The organism is Bacillus sp. FJAT-27231 (genome assembly GCF_001183975.1).
Taxonomy (GTDB): domain Bacteria; phylum Bacillota; class Bacilli; order Bacillales; family Domibacillaceae; genus Pseudobacillus; species Pseudobacillus wudalianchiensis.
Window position 1 is genome coordinate 796,271 of sequence record NZ_LFZU01000001.1, and the last position, 19,318, is coordinate 815,588.

The following is a 19,318-nucleotide window of genomic DNA, read 5'->3' on the forward strand; positions in this document are numbered from 1 at the left end:
ACAAAATTATAAACAAATACTCTGCAACTTTCAAGATCAGGAAATAAGCGCGAGTACGAAAGTAGCAAGCGCAATCCAGCCTCCGCCACTTAAAAGGGGATATGTCCATTGATGCCTTTTCTTTTTTGGATACTCTTCATGCGGTGAATTTGTATCGTCAAGATCGTCGAATTCAGCAATATATTGTCCTTCTTTTGTAGATTTGCGAAACAGCTTAAAGCTATGATTTATGCTGTTAAAAAAGCCGCCTTCCAAAACGAATAAAAAGGCACCTGCCGTCACACAGAAAAGGGAAGATAAAAAAGCAAAATCTAAGAAGCTGCGAAAAAATACAGTAGAAAATAACGCATATACAACAGAAAGAATAATAATACAAGCGCTGATAATAAGAAATCTTTGTAAAAATTTCATTTATTAATCCTCCATGAATAATAGGAGTATAGCAAAATAAGGGAACGTACTCCAGTTTTTCCTATAGAAATTCTCCAAAAATAGCTGTATTAAGGTGAATAAATTATATCAAAATATTTTATCTTGATAAACTATTCTGAATTGCTAGCAAATGAAAGCGCTTCATACTTATGGATTATTATTCGTTTGAATACAAAATGGGCCTTAAGGCTTATTTTACAGGAACGAACTGCTTGATTACGAAAATGTGTCTAACTTGTTAAAAAAATTAAAATAATTATTGCAAAAAAACTAATAAAGTTTATAATTAGTAAAGAAATCTTCTGAATAATCAGGAAGAAAATGATGGACAAGGGGGATGAAGATGAAGAAGAAAAGTTACGCTCTATTTCTCGTTCTGTTGCTGGCAATGAGCACGTTCTTAGCTGCTTGCGGCGGAGGCGGCAATGACAGTAAAGAGAAAGCTGGCAGCGGCGGAAAAGGCTCTGATAAGAGCGACAATGTTTTGAATCTAACAGAAACACAAGATATTCCTTCTATGGACTCCGTTTTAGCAACGGATACTGTTTCTTTTACTACATTAAACAGTACGATGGAAGGGTTGTACCGATTAGGTAAAAATGATGAAGCAGTGGATGGAATGGCTGACGGTGATCCACAAATCAGTGAAGATGGCAAAACGTGGACATTCAAGCTTCGTGATGCGAAGTGGTCTAACGGAGAACCGGTAACTGCAAACGATTTCGTCTTTGCTTGGAGAAAGGCTTTAGATCCTAACACTGCTGCTGAATACGCTTACATCATGTATGATATTAAAAACGCCCAAGCTGTCAATGAAGGTAAAATGAAACCTGAAGAACTTGGCGTTAAAGCAGTAGATGACAAAACATTAGAAGTGCAACTGCAAAATCCAGTGCCATATTTTAAAGAATTGCTAACTTTTGGCACGTTCTTGCCACAAAATGAAAAATACGTAAAAGAGCAAGGCGATAAATACGGCCTAGAAGCTAACACTACTTTATACAATGGTCCATTCACTTTAGATCAGTGGAAGCATGAAGACAAGTTCGTATTAAAGAAAAATCCTGAGTATTGGGATGCTGATACGGTTAAGCTGAACCAAATCAATACAAAGATTGTTAAAGATACACAAACAGATGTTAACCTTTTTGAAAGCGGTGACGCTGATTTAATTAAGCTTTCTTCTGAGTTTGTAGATAAGTATAGAGAAAATGAAGGCTTCTTCACAGTTAAGGAATCTTCTATTTTCTTCATTCGTATGAATCAAACGAAGAGCGAATGGTTGAAAAATGTAGATGCCCGTAAAGCGATTGCTATGGGCTTTGATAAAAAAGGCATCACAGATGTGCTATTGAATAATGGATCTGTTGTAGCAGATTTCTTCGTTCCAGAAGAATTCGCGAAAGGGCCAGATGGAAAAGACTTCCGTGAATCAGGCGATAAATACTTAAAGACAAATCTTAAAGAAGCGAAAAAGCATTGGGAAGCAGCAAAGAAAGCACTTGGACAAGATACAGTTACATTGGAATTGTTGAACTATGATGATGACTTATCTAAAAAAGTCGGCGAATACATTAAAGAACAACTTGAAAAAAATCTTGATGGCTTGACTATCAATCTTAAACAACAGCCATTTAAGCAAAAGCTTGATCTTGAAACAAAAATGGATTATCAATTGTCTCTTGGCGGTTGGGGAGCAGACTATTTAGATCCAATGACATACTTAGATATGTATGTAACTGGCGGGGCTCATAACCAACAAGGTTTCTCTAATAAAGAATATGACAAATTAATCCAAGAAGGCAAAACGACTTTGCTTCTTGAGCCAGAAAAACGCTGGGAAGCTCTAGTGAAAGCTGAGAAGATCCTGTTAGAGGATGAAGCAGCTATTGCTCCAATGTATCAAAGATCTCGTGCTTACTTATCAAATCCGAAATTAGAGGGTGTGTTATTCCACAAAGTTGGACCAGAACGCTCTTATAAATGGGCAGAGTTTAAGTAAGCAGGTTAAATACCTATATTGAGAAGGAGGGTGTATGCGCTAGAAGCATATGCTCTCCTTTTTCCCTGCTAAGGGGATAAAAATCTGAATTGAATGAATTTATTAAACAATAAAAAGAATTTATTGAAAAATAGTAAAGGAGGGCTTCCAATGGCAAAGTTTGTTTTTAAAAGATTAATCTATATGGTTATTACTTTATTAATTATTGCAACACTTACTTTCTTCTTAATGAAGCTCCTGCCAGGATCGCCACTTAAAAATCAAGAAAAACTAAGCCCGGCCCAACAAGAAATTATTCTTGATAAGTACGGGTTAAATGATCCTCTTCCTGTCCAATACGTTCATTATATGGCCAATCTGTTTAAAGGGGACTTAGGTTTATCTTTTCAATATGATAATCGTCCGGTCTCAACCATGATTGGTGAGCGTATTGGCCCCTCCGCGTATTTAGGTTTCCAAGCTGTTGTATTTGGAACAATTGTTGGGATTATTTTAGGTCTGCTTGCTGCTATAAGACAAAATAGTCTGTTGGATTATGCAGCTACGACCGTTGCCGTCTTAGGAATATCAATCCCTTCTTTTGTCTTCGCTGGATTATTGCAGTACTATTTTGCAGTTAAATATCCAATTTTTCCGGTAGCCGCATGGGAAGGGTTTGAATACACGGTGCTTCCGACCATTGCTTTATCCGTATTTGTAATCGCTACCGTGGCACGGTACATGCGGTCTGAACTCCTAGAAGTATTAAGCTCCGACTATATTATGCTGGCGCGCGCAAAAGGAATTAGCTCTTTTGATATTATGGTGAAACATGCTCTGCGAAATGCTTTAATTCCGATTATCACATTATTGGGCCCGTTAGCGGTAAATATTATGACAGGTTCACTCGTTATTGAAAATATCTTTGGTATTCCTGGAATCGGACAGCAATTTGTCCGTTCGATCATGACAAATGATTTTCCAGTCATTATGGGTGTAACGCTCTTTTATAGCGTGTTATTTATTTTTGTTGTCTTTATTGTCGACATTCTTTATGGTGTGATCGATCCACGTATCCGATTGAGTGGAGGGAAGAAATAATGAGCACAGAACAAGCGGAACAAAAAGTTGAATTGCAAAAAGACCTTTTTCAGCCAGCCGAAAAGCAAGCTTTGCAATCAGACACGATCAGTCGGCCGAGCTTGAATTTTTGGCAGGATGCTTGGCTGCGATTAAAAGGAAACAAAGGGGCCATTGTTGGATTAATCTTAATCTTGCTTCTGTCCTTTATGGCGATTTTTGGGCCATCTATGAACAAATACACGTATAAGGAACAAAACATTGCCCACGCGAAGCTGCCGCCGAAAATTCCGGCACTTGCAAATATTGAATGGCTGCCGTTTGATGGCAAAGATAAAGACGGCTTTGATATGTATAAAGCGAAAAATGTAAAAGAAGCTTATTGGTTTGGTACAGATGAGCTTGGGCGTGATTTATGGACAAGAGCATGGTACGGTACGCGTATCTCCATTTATATTGGTCTGTTAGCTGCTATTATCGACTTTTTTATTGGGATTGCCTATGGAGGGATCTCCGGTTTTTACGGTGGTCGTGTCGATAACATTATGCAGCGTGTTATTGAGATTTTGATGGGGATTCCTCACTTAATCGTAGTCATTTTGTTTATTCTCGTCTTTGAACCAGGGATTTTCTCTATCACAATGGCGATGGTTATTACGGGATGGGTCAACATGGCGAGAATTGTCCGTGGACAATTTTTGAAATTAAAAGGCCAGGAATTTGTCCTTGCTTCGCGCACTCTTGGAGCTTCAGGGAATAGGTTGATTTGGAAACATCTAATGCCTAACGTGATGGGACCGATTATCGTTACAACCATGTTTACGATTCCGACTGCTATTTTTACAGAGGCCTTCCTTAGCTTTATCGGCCTTGGGATTCGCCCGCCGGAAGCTTCACTCGGTTCTCTCGTAAATGATGGATTTAAATCACTGCAGGTGTATCCTCATATGCTGATTATTCCATCTGTTATTATTAGCTTGCTCATTTTGAGTTTTAACTTATTAGCTGATGGCTTGCGCGATGCGCTTGATCCAAAAATGCGGAAATAATCACTAGGAGGAGAATATTCGATGGAAAGATTGTTAGATGTTCAAAACTTACATGTCTCCTTCGATACGCATGCGGGAGAAGTAAAAGCTGTCCGTGGGGTAGATTTTCATTTAAGAAAAGGAGAAACACTGGCGATCGTAGGAGAATCTGGCTCCGGAAAATCAGTGACAACAAAGGCGCTCATGCGCTTAATCCCAAATCCGCCTGGACGAATTAAAGAAGGAAAGATGTTATTCGAAGGAAAAGATTTAGTGAAAATCTCAGAAAAAGAAATGGAAAAGCTGCGGGGAAAAGAGATTTCGATGATTTTCCAAGATCCTATGACTTCTCTTAACCCAACGATGACAGTGGGAAAGCAAATAATGGAACCGCTTTTAAAACATCAAAAAATGAAGAAAGAGGCAGCGAGAAAGCGGGCGATCGAACTACTAGCGCTTGTTGGTCTTCCAAATCCGGAAGCACGGATGAAACAGTATCCTCATCAATTTTCGGGTGGACAGCGTCAACGTGTCGTCATTGCCATCGCTCTTGCTTGTAATCCTAAGATTTTAATTGCCGATGAACCAACAACAGCTCTTGATGTAACGATTCAAGCGCAAATCTTAGAACTAATGAAAGAATTACAGAAAAAAATTGAAACCTCCATTATTTTTATTACACACGATCTTGGGGTAGTCGCCAATGTCGCTGACAGGGTAGCTGTTATGTATGGAGGACAAATTGTGGAAACAGGCACAGTCGATGAAATCTTTTACGATCCACGTCATCCGTATACGTGGGGCCTACTGTCTTCTATGCCGAGCCTAGATACAGAGGAAGGAATAGCGTTACAGGCTATTCCGGGGACGCCTCCGGATTTGTTAAATCCTCCAAAAGGAGATGCCTTTGCTCTAAGAAGCAGCTATGCACTGAAGATTGATTTTGAACAGGAGCCGCCTGTGTATCAAGTATCGCCTACTCACTTCGTAAAATCATGGCTGCTTCATCCAAACGCACCAGCCGTTGAGCCGCCGGTGAATGTACGGCAAACTCAGCGGACGATGCCACAAAATTTTGAGAAGCCTGTATTGGTTGAGGGAGGTCGCTGATATGGCTGAAAAGCTACTAGAGATCAAAAATTTAAAGCAATATTTTAACGAAGGCAAACCGAACATGGTAAAGGCGGTAGATGACATTTCCTTTGATATCTACCGTGGCGAAACACTCGGTCTAGTAGGGGAGTCAGGGTGCGGAAAGTCAACAACTGGCCGGACGATCATTCGTTTATATGACGCCACTGGGGGACAGGTGTTATTTAACGGAAGAGATGTCCACGGAAAAAAATCGAAAAAAGATTTAAAAGAGTTTAATCGAAAAATGCAAATGATCTTCCAAGATCCGTATGCGTCTCTGAATCCGCGGATGAAGGTAGTGGACATTATTGCAGAAGGAATTGATATTCACGGCTTGGCAAAAACAAAAAAAGAACGGATGGATAAGGTATATAGTTTACTGGAAACGGTCGGCTTAAATCGTGAGCACGCCAACCGCTACCCGCATGAATTCTCTGGCGGCCAGCGTCAACGACTTGGAATTGCCCGTGCTCTTGCGGTTGAGCCCGACTTTATTATTGCCGATGAACCGATCTCAGCACTTGACGTATCGATTCAAGCACAAGTTGTAAACTTGATGCGGAAGCTGCAAAAGGAGAAAGGCTTGACGTACTTATTTATCGCCCATGACCTGTCCATGGTAAAGTACATTAGCGACCGTATCGGCGTCATGTATTTTGGTAAACTGGTGGAACTGGCACCAAGTAATGTGCTGTACGAAAAGCCGCTTCACCCATATACACAGTCACTGCTTTCAGCTATTCCACTTCCAGATCCGGATTACGAAAGAACCCGTACACGGAAAACATACAATCCGGCCGTTCATAATTATGCGGCTGGTGAAGAAGTAAAAATGAGAGAAGTAGCGCCTGGCCATTGGGTCTACTGCTCCGAAAAAGAATTTACCCAGCATCGAGCGAATTATTGAAAAAAGGGAGCTATCTACACGGTCACAACCTGACTGGCTAGTAGGCAGCTCTCTTTTTTTAGAAAAATAATGACTAGTCAGCGAGTATAGGAATACTTCGGAGCGTTAACAAAATCTTGATAAGTCCCTATAAAGGAATATTTTAAGAAGTGCAGAATTTATAGTTTAAAGTGAAATAAGCAGGATAAATGATAAAGGAGGCTGGGGGAAAAAGGGTAAGGAGGAGAGATGCGTATGCGGAGGTGGAGAACATCTGGAGCAGCAATAATAATAGGCATGATGCTGTTGGCAGGAGGAGCTATTGCAGCGGACGAAAAAGGTACTTTTAAAGAGCGGTCGGTACCAGAGCTTAGCAAAGAAATTCCAAAGAATATGACACGCTTTCAACAAGGATCAGAGCTTCATTTTCCCTACCCGGATGCTGTCCGGGGAATTTATGTGACTGGCCACTCAGCAGGCGGCACACACTTCGATAGGCTGATGAAAATGGTGGAAGACACCGAGTTAAATGCAATGGTCATTGACATAAAAGATGATTTGGGAAACCTTACATATAAGCCGGAACCGGATTCTCCGTATATGAGCGTTAGTCAGCCGCTTATTAAAGATCCAAAAAAACTACTAAAGAAGATGGAGGAAAAGCAGATCTATCCGATTGCCCGTGTTGTTGTATTCAAAGACACCAATTTAGCAAAAGCAAAGCCGGAGTGGTCCTTTACGGAAGGAGGAAAGGTTTGGACGAACGGCAATGGCGATGCTTTCGTTAATCCATTCATGAAAGAAGTATGGGATTATAATGTCGGGGTAGCGATTGAAGCGGCGAAAATGGGCTTTCAGGAAGTGCAGTTTGATTATGTACGTTTTCCAGAAGGGTTTGAGAAGCGTGATAAGCAGCTTGCCTATAGTATGGGAAAATATGAGCATTCGAAAGAGGATTTTGTTCAACGCCGCGTGCAAGCGGTGACCGATTTTGTTGCTTACGCCAGGGAAAAACTAAAGCCTTATGGTGTGAAAGTGTCGGTCGATATCTTTGGCTATTCCGCTACGCTTCCAGAAGCTCCGGGAATCGGACAAAACTTCTCGGAGATTTCAGAGAACGTTGACGTCATTTCCTCGATGATCTATCCTAGCCATTGGACTTCTTATTTTGGCATTGAGAAGCCTGACACTGAACCATATAAACTAGTGACAGAATATGTAAAAGTGGAGAATAAAAAGTTAAAAGCATTAAAGACACCGCCTCTTTCTAGACCATGGCTGCAAGACTTTACGGCTTCTTGGCTTGGAACTGGCAACTATCGGCCTTATGGAAAAGAAGAGGTAGAGGCCCAAATCCGGGCATTAAATGAAAATGGCATAAATGAATTTTTATTGTGGAATGCTAGCAACAACTATACAAAAAATGTGGACTACACACCTTTGACAGGAAAGGAAGATTAAATGCATTGGTATGAAAAGTTGAATCAGTATTTTCCGATTGAAGAAATGAAGTCAAGAGAACATATCGAGCTGCTTTTAGAGGAACAAAGTGATATTTATCATAAAGATGAGGGACCGAATCACGTGCTTATTTACGTGGAGCTCGATGATTTTGTGTTTGTTGATTATTTATTTGTTTCTAAAAATGCACGCGGCCAGGGACTTGGACATAAGCTGATCGAGCAGCTGAAAGAAAAAGGAAAAGCGATCATTTTAGAAGTAGAACCGATAAATTACGAAGACACAGATAGTGAAAAACGTCTGCGTTTCTATGCGCGCGAAGGATTCAAGCATGCTTCAACTATTGGATATTCCCGCCGCTCACTCGCTACCAATGAAGTAAATGATATGGAAATCCTCTATTGGGCGCCGAATGATGAAACGGAAGAGCAAATTTACGATAACATGAAAAAAACCTATCGTCTTATTCATAAATATAAAGATGAAGAGTTATATGGTGAACCATTTGATCCGGTTCATAAAGTTTTATCCAGAGATGAAACGAGAGAAGAAGATATATTAAGCGAATTAACATAACAAGCGGCAAAACTAGATTCAATTCCTAAAAAACTTTGACAGGCTGTTGATGAACGCCGGCTGCTCATTGTCAGAAGCAAGACGAACGTTCTCAATCAGCCTGTTAGTGTATAAAGTAATCTTTATCTCCATTCTCATTTTGGGACTATTTTTTATTTGTTTAGTAAAATATTTAAGTTTAAAGTAGGAGGACAGCGGGTACAAATAAAAAGTATGTCTATCTTTTCAAAACAAATCATGAAATGAAAAAAATTTGTAATTATTATTACAATGTAATGAAAACTATATTCATGAGCCGCTCCATCATGTATAATATATAGTGTAGCCGGACATTGAAGCGATTCAAAACGACTGCTTCATGAATGGAGATTCCTCATGAAAAACAGGTATTATATTTTAATCTTTAAGGAGTGTGTTTGAGGAATGGTTACTTTATATACTTCACCAAGTTGTACTTCCTGCCGCAAAGCGAAAGCATGGTTAGAAGAACATGAAATTCCATACGTTGAAAGAAATATTTTTTCTGAGCCTTTGAGCATCGAAGAAATTAAAGAAATATTAAGAATGACAGAAGATGGCACGGATGAAATCATTTCCACGCGCTCAAAAATCTTCCAAAAATTAAACGTAGATCTTGAGACGTTGCCTCTGCAAAATTTATTCGAACTGATCCAATCTAATCCGGGGCTGCTTCGCCGTCCGATTATTCTGGATGAGAAACGATTACAAGTAGGCTACAACGAAGATGAAATTCGCCGCTTCTTACCAAGAAAAGTGCGTACATTCCAATTAAAGGAAGCACAACGGCTCGTCAACTAAAGAAGAGAGACCTTCATACCAGTAGTATGGGGGTTTTTATTTTATTTTTTCAGGTTGTAATTTTTATAAAATTCAGATAGAATAGCGAGACACTCTTTTTATTTTAAAATCATTATATTTTCATTTGCTGTACGTTTAGCATACAATAGAATCAGGTAGATGTATAGCATCAAGCCATTTAGGGCATTGCCTAATAATAAGGGGAGGCGTCCTCAGGTACCCTTAGACGGAAGGGAGAGGTAGTTATGGAAATCGAACGTATTAACGACAACACAGTGAAGTTTTACATTTCATACTTGGATATAGAGGAAAGAGGCTTTGACCGCGAGGAAATTTGGTATAATCGTGAGCGGAGCGAAGAACTCTTTTGGGATATGATGGAAGAAATACACGATGAAGAAGATTTTACAGTCGATGGTCCGCTGTGGATTCAAGTCCAGGCTTTAGATAAAGGATTGGAAATATTGGTCACACAAGCGAACTTAACGAAAGACGGTCAAAGAATCGAACTGCCGCTGCCCGGAGATAAGTACCGGGATTTCCCAGTAGATGACCGCTTAGAAGAGTTGCTGGATGAGCATTTTCAGGCAAGGGAAGATGATGAAGCAAAAGAGCCAATTCTGGAATTTATGCTTACATTTAATGACTTTGAGGACCTTATACAGTTGAGTAAATATACCTCTCTTGATGAGTTATCGACACAGCTGTATGCTTATAACAATAAGTATTATTTATTTGTGGAATTTCCAGAAGAAATATTGGATGAAGAAAAAGTGGAGAATACATTAAGCTTCCTGCTTGAGTATACGGATGAATCTGGTATTACGATCCATCGCCTTCAAGAGTACGGAACATGCGTGATGGAAAGCAATGTATTTGAAACAGTCCGCAAATATTTTAACTAATAAAGCCAGCGCAGATTTCTTTTGAAATCAGCGCTTTTTTTATGCGCCAATAAAGTATGAGGACAGAGCTTTTCTTTGAAAAAAGAGGGTATAATAGCAGGAGAAGAGCAGCAGGGCGAGAAGGGGCAGGAAAAAGGATGAAAAATACAATAAAAGTAGTTGGTTTTGTGTTAGTGGTGGTTGTGCTCTACATATTGTGGGCCGATCATTATATGAGTGGGCTGTTAAAATATACGAGTGTAGCCTTAACATTATCTGTCATCGTCATTAGCTTTTTAATCTTTTTTGAAAACAGACATCCGACGCAGACAGTTACGTGGCTTGTCGTGTTAGGCGCTTTTCCGCTTTTAGGATTTATTTTTTACTTGTTATTTGGAAGAAGTTATCGGAAAGAGCGGATGTTTAAGAAGAAATATATTTTAGATAAAGAAACATATCAAAAATATAGTTTCACCCACACAAAAGAGGATTTAAAGCAGCATTTTCAAAAGTATGGCGAACATAAAATTTATGCATTAGCTGAACGGCTTGGGAATATGGAGATCTCTTTCCACACAGAGACAGAGTTACTGACAAATGGAGCAGAGACATTTGACTCCATTCTAAAAGAGCTAAAAAAAGCGAGGCATCATATCCATTTAGAATATTACATCGTACGGGCAGATGACATTGGCAATGAAATTAAAGAGGTGCTAATTGCTAAAGCGAGAGAGGGAGTGAAGGTTCGCTTTTTATATGACGCGGTCGGTTCTTGGAAGCTGTCAAAGGCCTATATTCAAGAATTGCGGGAAGCTGGCATTGAAATGGTAGCCTTTGGTCCGGTGAAAATGCCGTTCTTAAACAGTAAGTTTAATTTTCGAAACCATCGAAAGATTATCGTCATTGATGGCAAGGTTGGGTTTGTCGGCGGCTTAAATATCGGGGATGAGTATTTAGGGAAAGACCCTCAATTCGGATTTTGGCGTGACACTCATTTATACGTGCGTGGAGAAGCAGTCCGCTCCCTGCAGTTAATCTTTCTGCAGGATTGGTATTACATGACGAATGACAGCTTTATTACACCCGGTTACTTGACACCTGAACCAGAGAAGAAAGTCCGAAGAACGGGCGGGGTTCAAATGATTGCTGGCGGTCCGGATAATGAGTGGAGTGTCATTAAAAATGTTTTCTTTTCTATGATTACATCGGCGCAAGAATTTGTCTGGATTGCGAGCCCGTATTTTATTCCCGATGAAGACATTTTTTCAGCATTAAAAATTGCGGCACTAAGCGGAGTCGATGTCCGCCTGCTAGTGCCAAAGCGACCTGATAAGCGAATTGTTTTTCATGCATCCCGATCTTACTTTCCGGAACTGCTTGAAGCAGGAGCCCGTATTTTTGAATATAGAGAAGGGTTTATGCACAGTAAGTTTATCATTGTAGACGGTGAAATAGCCTCTATCGGAACTTCTAATATGGACATGAGAAGCTTTCATTTAAATTTTGAGGTCAATGCCTTCTTGTACCATACCCATAGCATTGAATCGCTTGTAAGAGAGTATCTTAACGATCTCAACGCCTCGGATGAGATTGATCTTGATGACTTTAATGGACGCCATCTCGGTTACCGTCTCATCGAGTCAACATCAAGGCTGCTATCACCATTATTATAAAAGTAACACTGCGGCAATAATGGGGAGGAATTCCTATCGATTGCGAACAACACGCCAGAACGATGAACAGCGCCTAAAATAATCTTCATGGGCGGCAGGATATAAGAGAGGAAAGGAGAATAGTGATAGGTAAGAAAGGAGTGACAATAGATGCTTGTTGCAAGGGATCAGGCCGGACAGCTGGTTAGTTTGACAAATCGTCCTGACCAGCAAACGATCCAAAAAATTCGCTCTTCCTCTCAATTTTGTCCATCATGCAGGCAGCCAGTCATTTTAAAGGCAGGGGCCGTGAAAATTCCTCATTTTGCACACAAACAATTAGAGGGATGCCAGCCATTTTCTGAGGGAGAGTCTGAACGCCATTTGAAAGGGAAAGCGGACTTACATAGCTGGATTAGCCGTACCCATCAGGTGGAGATAGAAGCTTATTTGCCGGAGATTTCCCAGCGTCCCGATTTGCTTGTCGATGGGAAAGCAGCAATTGAATATCAATGCTCTTTTCTTTCAGCCGCCTTGTTCACAGCAAGAACGCAAGGGTACCAAGAAAATGAATTTTTCCCTTTCTGGATTTACGGCGGGCCGCCCATTAAAAGACAAGGAAACCTCTATCGATTTTCCACGTTTCACCGTCTCTTTTTTCAATATTCTCCTCTGTTCGGCTTCTGGTTTTTAGCATACTGTCCCAATCGCGAGCAATTCACCCTCTACTCGCAGCTTGTCCCGCTCACTTCCTCGCTTTATTCTGCTTCTCTACAAACGATTCCGCTCACTTCTTTATCCTATCCACCGCATTTTGCACAACCGCCAGCTTCTGTTCTTTTTTCCCTGTCTGACTGGTTCAAACAAAAAGAGAGATGGCTCCAACAAAAACTATATTTTCAACAAGGGTTATACGATCCATTTTTCAGCGCAGTATATAAAACAGGTCACCATCCATCGTTGCTGCCGCTTTGTATTGGAGTACCAGTACGCTTCATGGCACTTATTAAAAATCATCCCATTGAATGGCAATTTTACTTATGGAACGACTTGCTGATCCACGAAGAGAAAGTAGAAGAGCGGGAAGCAGCTGCTGCGATAGAAGGCCGGATTAAAAAAGGAGAGCTGCAGCTAAATGTATTTCCAGTGCTCTCCACACCTACAATTACCGATCTGATGAAGGAGTACTTAGCTTTTTGGGAATTAGCCGGAAAAGCCGAAAAGGAAGCGGGTCAGACAACTTTTGGGCAGATGGAAAGAGAGAAATGTTTTATAAAGGAATTTGAAGAGTTGCTGATGCGTCGGCTTATTTTTTGAGTTTTTCAGCATACAATAATATGATTAAGAGGAAGAGAAAATATGGAAACTGGAGGGATTCAAGATGACGAATGAACAAGCAGTAAAGCAGCTTCCAACAAGAGAACAAGTATCAGAAGAGTTGACGTGGCGGCTTGAAGATATTTTTGAAAATGATGAGCAGTGGGAAGAAGAATTTAAGCAAGTGAAGCAGTTGTCGGAGCAAGCACAAACTTATCGTGGAACGCTTGGAGAAAGTGCAGAAAATCTTTTCCGTTTTTTTACTTACCAAGATGAATTGTTAGAGCGCATGGGTAAGCTCTATACATACTCCCATATGCGCTATGATCAAGATACAACCAACTCTCACTACCAGGGAATGGATGACCGGGCAAAAAACTTATATACGCAAATTGGAAGCGCCCTTTCTTATGCAACTCCTGAAATTTTAGAGATTGATGAAGACAAGCTAAAGGAATTTGTGGAGCAGTATGAGGGGCTGAAAGTATATAGACATGCCATTGAAGAAATTAATTTGCAGCGTCCACACGTATTATCTGCGGCAGAGGAAAACCTGCTGGCTCAGGTTTCGGAAGTGACGTCTGCTTCCAGCAACACGTTTAGCATGTTGAACAATGCAGATTTAGAGTTTCCGGTTATCAAGGATGAAGACGGAGACGACGTGCAAATTACGCATGGCCGCTATATTCAGTTCCTAGAGTCCGGCGATCGCCGTGTACGAGAAGAGGCTTTTAAAGCGGTCTACAAAACGTACGGTGATTTTAGAAATACATTTGCCAGCACGCTTAGCAGCCAGGTGAAGAAAGATAATTTTTATGCACGCGTTCGGCACTATAACAATGCAAGGGAAGCAGCGCTTTCAGGCAATAATATTCCAGAAGCGGTATATGATAATCTTGTTGATACGGTAAACAAAAACTTGCCTTTGCTTCACCGTTACGTAGAATTGCGGAAAAAAGTGCTTGGCGTCGATGAGCTTCATATGTATGACTTGTACACTCCGCTCGTAAAAGATATTAAAATGAAAGTGACTTACGACGAAGCGAAGGAGTACATGACAAAGGGCTTGGCTCCAATGGGAGAAGAATACGGCAAGATCCTAAAGAGCGGCCTGGAAAACCGCTGGGTGGATGTCGTTGAGAACAAAGGCAAACGAAGTGGTGCTTATTCTTCTGGTACATACGGAACAAATCCGTATATTTTGATGAACTGGCAGGATAACGTCAATAATTTATTTACGCTTGTTCATGAATTTGGACACAGCATGCACAGTTATTTTACGAGAGAGTCTCAGCCTTACGTATACGGCAATTATTCCATCTTCGTAGCAGAGGTAGCTTCTACTTGTAATGAGGCGTTGCTGAATGACTATCTACTTAAGAACGTAGACGATGAAAAGAAGCGTCTCTATATTTTAAATCATTATTTAGAAGGCTTCCGTGGCACGGTCTTCCGTCAGACGATGTTTGCTGAATTTGAGCATCTCATCCATATGAAAGCGCAGAACGGAGAGGCACTGACGGCAGAGTTCTTAACAAAGGAATACTATGAGCTGAACAAAAAATATTTTGGCAGCGGTATGGTTATCGATGAAGAGATTGGTCTCGAGTGGGCGCGGATTCCACACTTTTATTACAACTATTATGTGTACCAATATGCAACAGGCTTCAGTGCAGCTACAGCACTTAGCAAACAAATTTTAGAAGAAGGGCAGCCAGCAGTTGATCGCTATATTAATGAATTTTTAAAAGCCGGCAGCTCTGATTATCCGATCGAAGTGTTGAAGAAGGCTGGAGTTGATATGACCACGGCTCAACCGATTGAAGAAGCCTGCAAGGTATTTGAACAAAAACTGAATGAAATGGAACAGCTATTGTCGTAAAAAAGAGAGCGTCCGAGTATTCGGGCGCTCTTGCTATTTACAAATGTACAGTGGCAGCTTCTAAGAAGGCTCCATTTTCTACAAAAACCAATGTAGATTTAGTTTTCATTGAGCTCTTTACCTGGATCTCTTTGACCGGTTCAGCACATAAACAGGAAGAAATAAAACGAAAAATAACACCGGAGCTGTTACATATAATGGGTATAAGTTCAGCAGGCCGAGCACGTGGAAAAAGAATGCACCGGCCATAAGAGAAAGATAAAACAAGAAAATAACCCATTTCATAGAGGGACCTCCCGCAACTTGTACCATTATATGTTAGTTTACGCTTTCTATTCCATTGTTATGACAAATGTGTGAAATCAAGTGCCATCCCTTGTTTTTAATAGCATATACATGATAAGATAAAAATCGTGAAGTTGATCACATACAAACATATACCCCTTTGTTTGACCGTGAAAAATTTCTCCCATCCCCTTTGTTCGTGAGAAAAGGCCTTGTAATGATACAAGGCCTTTTCTTTTTTTATTTAAAATAAAAACAGCCTTCAGTGCGGGCTGTTTGAGAGTATAGACAAAGTCTTTTTTATATCACAGGTTGATTGAAAACGCTTGTCTTTCAAGGAGCGAAGTGACCAAACAGGGTCATGAGCACCGCAGACAGGTGAGCAACGAAGAAAGCGAGCGTTTGTCAACAGTCTGAAACAGCCTTCATTGCAGGCCGTTTACCTAAAAGGGTAAAGCGGATGCCTCGTCCCTTCATTATTTATCAATAAATTCCCAAATAGGACCAAACTTCATTGGGATTTTGCGTACTTTGCGCTGGAGAAGAAGTTTTTTCATTTCTCTTTCGACTTCTCGTTCCGTCCAATTATATACCGTGCTGATTTCCTTTGAAGCCGTAAAACGAAATTGCTTCAGAAATTCCTCTAGAGGAGGGGGCTGCTGCGGCTCTGGGATCTCATTAAGCATTTCCTCAATAATCTGTACATAAATATCATAAGAATAGAGTCCTGTTATTTTAATGCCTTCCTCATCAATATTTTCATTAAAAAAGACGAGTGTCGGCGTTTCTTCTACTTCCATTTCTGCAGCGATCTTTAAGTCGCATTGAAAGGCTTTGGCAGCGCTGGAAGAATGAATGTCGTTCAAGAATTCTGCTTTGTCGAGTCCTGCTTCTTCTGCACAATCCGTTAAGATGGTAAGATCAGAAACATTTTGCTTTTCGATAAAGAGAACTTCCTGAAGCTTTCGCAAAAAGCGGCTTCCTGCCCGGCGTCCTTGCAATTCTGCAGCCTTAATCGCCACAGAGGCAAGAAAGGGGGAAGAGGCAGGATGATCCATCCAGAGTGCGCCATCACATGACAGCCCCATTCTGGCGGCAGCTGCTTCCCACTTTCGAATTTTGGATTCCGGGAGATTAAGCGCCGCGAGATTTCCAGTCAGCACTTGCTTTAAACGGAAATACCGGCCATATTCAATATATAATTTTCGGATAAATGGCTCAAGCGCCCAGCATTCTGGACAAAGCGGATCCACAAATAAGTAAATCTCCAGAGGCTTTTGCTGCGAGGCACACATCCGGTTAAGAAGTAGTGACGGTTTCAACGATCTTCACCCGGACCTTCCGGCTGATTTACCATATGATTAGCCGTTAGTTTAAGCCGTTCGTAGAAGAAATCTCGGAATTCACCGTGAAGCCCTACTTCATCCATCGCTTCCCGCATGCAGGAAAGCCATGCGCGGGCACGTGTCGGAGTAATCGGAAAAGGCATATGGCGTGCTCGAAGCATTGGATGACCATGTTCTTCTGTATATAAAGGAGGACCGCCTAAATACTGAGTAAGAAATTGCTTTTGCTTGCGGGCCGTTTCTGTTAAGTCATCAGGGAAAATTGGAAACAAATCCGGATGCTGACTAACCTTTGAATAGAACGTATCAACTAGCTCTGACAGCTTCTCGTTACCGATGTATTCAAATGGTGCTATTGATTTTTCGCCCATACCAATAACTCCTTTTTTCCTTGTAGTGTAAATTTATTTTATCAAGGGGACTGTTATAACACAAACAAAGTGCTTGTGCCTATTTTTGACAAGCTTCGCACAGGGCTATTGAACCAGTATAAAAGAAAACAGACCACTAAAAGGTCTGTTTAGTTTATGAACATTACGCGTAATAATGGGCTGTTATTTTTTGTACATAATTTTGTGTTTCTTTAAAAGGAGGGATGCCGCCATATTTTTTTACGTTACCTGCTCCCGCGTTGTAGGCAGCGAGTGCCAGCCTAATATTCCCATCAAATTGATCAAGCATCTGACGGAGGTATTTCGTGCCGCCGAACACGTTTTGTTCGGGGTCATAGACGTTAGAGACGCCAAGACCACGTGCAGTTGCCGGCATTAACTGCATAAGGCCGCCCGCACCGACATAGCTTCTTGCATTTGGATTAAAATTAGATTCTTGACGAATGACCGCCTGAATTAACTTTTTGGGTACGTTATATTTTTCAGCTGCTCTCGTAATAATATCATCAAAATCGGTTTTAGTTGTTGTGTTTACCGGCTTTAAAAGGTCTGCCCCTGGTTTTGTCGGAAGCACAGCCGACGGTAAAGCGGTTGAAGCGGCAGGACTTAAATCCGGACTTTCTAGGGACTCAGCAAGAGAGCCGCCGCCGACAAGCTCCAGTCCCTGCATGAGAGCCTGTTGCAAAACAGCACCAAATATTTGGGAGGGAACCGGCGTGTTAGAAGCCGCTGTATTGGGAGACATCGACATATTTTGCATAATACCTGTGGCAAACATGGTTTGGAATGGATTGCTGCTCATCATTCGCTCCTTATTGATCACCAGCTGACTGGCGTAACTTTTCATTATAAAATCTTCTGACTTTATTATCGGCTTGCTTTAAAGGAAGTTGATAGCTTTTTAAGAAATCTTTAAAGATTTCTTCTCCACTTTTTCTCTCCACTGCTTCATACTCAATTTCATAATCTTCCCGTCCTAAGTACAAGCTATGATCGAAAACGAGCAATCCGCCTTTATAGTCAACCTCTGCTCTTTTTGTAGATAGTGTGCCAAAAGGTTTTAATTCAGCTAAATCGGTTATTACATATGGAATGGCTTTTTTTACTGGGCCATCTGGAAAAGCATTGCTTGTTAACAAAGCCTTCGCTTCTGCCTGGGAGATTTCCTGGTTCGTTTCAAGCAGTCCATCTGCAGCTGGCTCTTTTAGCGTTAGCTCAAACGTTCTGTTCTTCTCTCGAATGCGAAGCGCACAGCCTGCTTGTTTCAACAGAAAATTCTCCGTATCGAAATAATGATTGTGCTGGATTTGAAAATCCTCCACTTGCAAGTGAAAAGCATCAACAAGCCGCTTGAAATCTGTCTCACTTACCATATTCTTGAATTCAATTTCTAGTTCTTGACTCATGCTTATTCCTCTTTCTCTAATTTAGTTTCACCTATCTATAGTTCTGTATTTGAAATAGCTGGATGTGTTAAAATATGAAATGGGTTTTTATCAATACTGAATAGATTTAGCTGCTTGTCTGACGGTGGACTGATCCATCATCTTTCACCAGCTGCAGCTGATAGGGTGCCTTTGCTTTAAGGTTAGCACCAAGCTGCTCAAGGCTATAAGCTTGTCTTAGCTGACAATGTGCTCGAAGCCATAAGCGAGTCCGGCAAGAAGGTAGAAGAACACCTTCCTGCCAGCCTGTCTTATGCTTGTCGCAGCTGGCAAGGCGCTTTCGCTTTTAAAGTTTAACATAGTAGGCATGGAGAGGGGAAAAGAGAATGAGAAAAACGATTCATTTTACAAAAGCTTTGTGGAACGAGAATGGGGTTGAGCTGCATGCAGAAATGCCGATCAAGCTGGCAGGTATTCAAGCTGCGGAGCAAATGATCGTCGATTCTGATCAAATGGCTTTTGTTTATTTAGCAGAGGAAAAGGATGAATTTATTTATTTATACATACATGAACCAGTATGGGGAGACCTCGAGAAGGCATTGAAAGAAGAGGCGCGTCTCTTTGTTAAAGGAGAAGACACTCTTCTTGAGCTGACTAGCTGGAAGGACGAGCTTGCTTATTTAATTAGTAATATTGAAGGCAACAGTAACTATGGAGAGGAAATGGTAGAAAAGGTAGAGACCGTCTTTTTGCATCATCAATAATGCAGCTATGTCTG

At 40.9% G+C, this 19,318-nt stretch carries 19 protein-coding genes; 13 read left to right on the plus strand and 6 right to left on the minus strand.

Translation table 11 applies throughout. The annotated features are described in order from the left end of the window. Positions 1 to 36 precede the first annotated feature (36 nt). The gene (locus AC623_RS03780; RefSeq protein WP_049660704.1) at positions 37 to 411 is read right to left on the minus strand and encodes a DUF3899 domain-containing protein; all 375 of its coding nucleotides are present in this window, start codon (positions 409 to 411) and stop codon (positions 37 to 39) included. A gap of 358 nt (positions 412 to 769) precedes the next feature. On the opposite strand from AC623_RS03780, the gene AC623_RS03785 reads away from it, so the two are divergent. The 12 genes from AC623_RS03785 to pepF all read left to right on the plus strand — a co-directional run bounded on the left by AC623_RS03785 (position 770) and on the right by pepF (position 15,132). Then, positions 770 to 2,434: a peptide ABC transporter substrate-binding protein gene (locus AC623_RS03785; RefSeq protein ID WP_049660706.1), complete on the plus strand. Its 1,665-nt coding sequence runs from the start codon at positions 770 to 772 to the stop codon at positions 2,432 to 2,434. 150 nt (positions 2,435 to 2,584) lie between these two features. Continuing rightward, the gene (gene opp3b / locus AC623_RS03790; protein WP_049660708.1) at positions 2,585 to 3,514 is read left to right on the plus strand and encodes an oligopeptide ABC transporter permease; all 930 of its coding nucleotides are present in this window, start codon (positions 2,585 to 2,587) and stop codon (positions 3,512 to 3,514) included. Beyond that, complete coding sequence (gene opp3C / locus AC623_RS03795) at positions 3,514 to 4,542, plus strand: oligopeptide ABC transporter permease (RefSeq protein WP_049660709.1); 1,029 nt, start codon at positions 3,514 to 3,516, stop codon at positions 4,540 to 4,542. Before opp3b ends, opp3C begins: the two co-directional genes overlap by 1 nt. A 21-nt stretch (positions 4,543 to 4,563) precedes the next feature. Then, positions 4,564 to 5,631 (plus strand): ABC transporter ATP-binding protein, encoded by a 1,068-nt coding sequence (locus tag AC623_RS03800; RefSeq protein WP_049660710.1) that lies wholly within the window; start codon positions 4,564 to 4,566, stop codon positions 5,629 to 5,631. Position 5,632: 1 nt separating this feature from the next. Then, positions 5,633 to 6,562 carry an ABC transporter ATP-binding protein gene (locus AC623_RS03805; protein ID WP_049660712.1) on the plus strand — a complete coding sequence of 310 codons (930 nt, stop codon included), beginning with the start codon at positions 5,633 to 5,635 and terminating at the stop codon, positions 6,560 to 6,562. 234 nt (positions 6,563 to 6,796) lie between these two features. Further along, positions 6,797 to 8,002, plus strand: a complete 1,206-nt coding sequence (locus AC623_RS03810; protein ID WP_231603355.1) for a putative glycoside hydrolase — start codon at positions 6,797 to 6,799, stop codon at positions 8,000 to 8,002. Beyond that, complete coding sequence (locus AC623_RS03815; RefSeq protein ID WP_049660715.1) at positions 8,003 to 8,578, plus strand: GNAT family N-acetyltransferase; 576 nt, start codon at positions 8,003 to 8,005, stop codon at positions 8,576 to 8,578. 423 nt (positions 8,579 to 9,001) lie between these two features. Beyond that, complete coding sequence (spxA, locus tag AC623_RS03820; RefSeq protein ID WP_049660716.1) at positions 9,002 to 9,397, plus strand: transcriptional regulator SpxA; 396 nt, start codon at positions 9,002 to 9,004, stop codon at positions 9,395 to 9,397. 245 nt (positions 9,398 to 9,642) lie between these two features. Next, the gene (mecA, locus tag AC623_RS03825; RefSeq protein ID WP_049660717.1) at positions 9,643 to 10,302 is read left to right on the plus strand and encodes an adaptor protein MecA; all 660 of its coding nucleotides are present in this window, start codon (positions 9,643 to 9,645) and stop codon (positions 10,300 to 10,302) included. Positions 10,303 to 10,439: 137 nt separating this feature from the next. Continuing rightward, positions 10,440 to 11,954 carry a cardiolipin synthase gene (gene cls, locus AC623_RS03830; RefSeq protein ID WP_049660719.1) on the plus strand — a complete coding sequence of 505 codons (1,515 nt, stop codon included), beginning with the start codon at positions 10,440 to 10,442 and terminating at the stop codon, positions 11,952 to 11,954. A gap of 150 nt (positions 11,955 to 12,104) precedes the next feature. Continuing rightward, positions 12,105 to 13,250: a competence protein CoiA gene (locus AC623_RS03835; protein WP_049660720.1), complete on the plus strand. Its 1,146-nt coding sequence runs from the start codon at positions 12,105 to 12,107 to the stop codon at positions 13,248 to 13,250. Between the two features lie 64 nt (positions 13,251 to 13,314). Next, positions 13,315 to 15,132, plus strand: coding sequence for an oligoendopeptidase F (gene pepF / locus AC623_RS03840; protein WP_049660722.1), 1,818 nt, complete (start codon positions 13,315 to 13,317; stop codon positions 15,130 to 15,132). A gap of 117 nt (positions 15,133 to 15,249) precedes the next feature. Here pepF and AC623_RS21700 read toward each other — a convergent pair whose 3' ends face one another. From AC623_RS21700 to AC623_RS03860, 5 genes are all read right to left on the minus strand, one after another. After that, a complete protein-coding gene (locus tag AC623_RS21700; RefSeq protein ID WP_176713687.1) occupies positions 15,250 to 15,417 on the minus strand; it encodes a hypothetical protein in 168 nt (55 codons plus the stop codon). A gap of 476 nt (positions 15,418 to 15,893) precedes the next feature. Continuing rightward, positions 15,894 to 16,712: a ClpXP adapter SpxH family protein gene (locus AC623_RS03845; RefSeq protein WP_049666213.1), complete on the minus strand. Its 819-nt coding sequence runs from the start codon at positions 16,710 to 16,712 to the stop codon at positions 15,894 to 15,896. Between the two features lie 23 nt (positions 16,713 to 16,735). After that, positions 16,736 to 17,134, minus strand: a complete 399-nt coding sequence (locus AC623_RS03850; RefSeq protein ID WP_049660724.1) for a globin domain-containing protein — start codon at positions 17,132 to 17,134, stop codon at positions 16,736 to 16,738. 163 nt (positions 17,135 to 17,297) lie between these two features. After that, on the minus strand, positions 17,298 to 18,002 hold the full coding sequence (locus AC623_RS03855) for a lytic transglycosylase domain-containing protein (protein WP_269429901.1): 705 nt from the start codon (positions 18,000 to 18,002) through the stop codon (positions 17,298 to 17,300). After that, positions 17,968 to 18,561 carry a CYTH domain-containing protein gene (locus AC623_RS03860; RefSeq protein WP_049660725.1) on the minus strand — a complete coding sequence of 198 codons (594 nt, stop codon included), beginning with the start codon at positions 18,559 to 18,561 and terminating at the stop codon, positions 17,968 to 17,970. The genes AC623_RS03855 and AC623_RS03860 overlap by 35 nt, the downstream gene beginning before the upstream one ends. A gap of 365 nt (positions 18,562 to 18,926) precedes the next feature. Between AC623_RS03860 and AC623_RS03865 the strand changes: the two genes are divergently transcribed. Further along, on the plus strand, positions 18,927 to 19,304 hold the full coding sequence (locus AC623_RS03865; protein WP_049660727.1) for a hypothetical protein: 378 nt from the start codon (positions 18,927 to 18,929) through the stop codon (positions 19,302 to 19,304). Positions 19,305 to 19,318 lie beyond the last annotated feature (14 nt).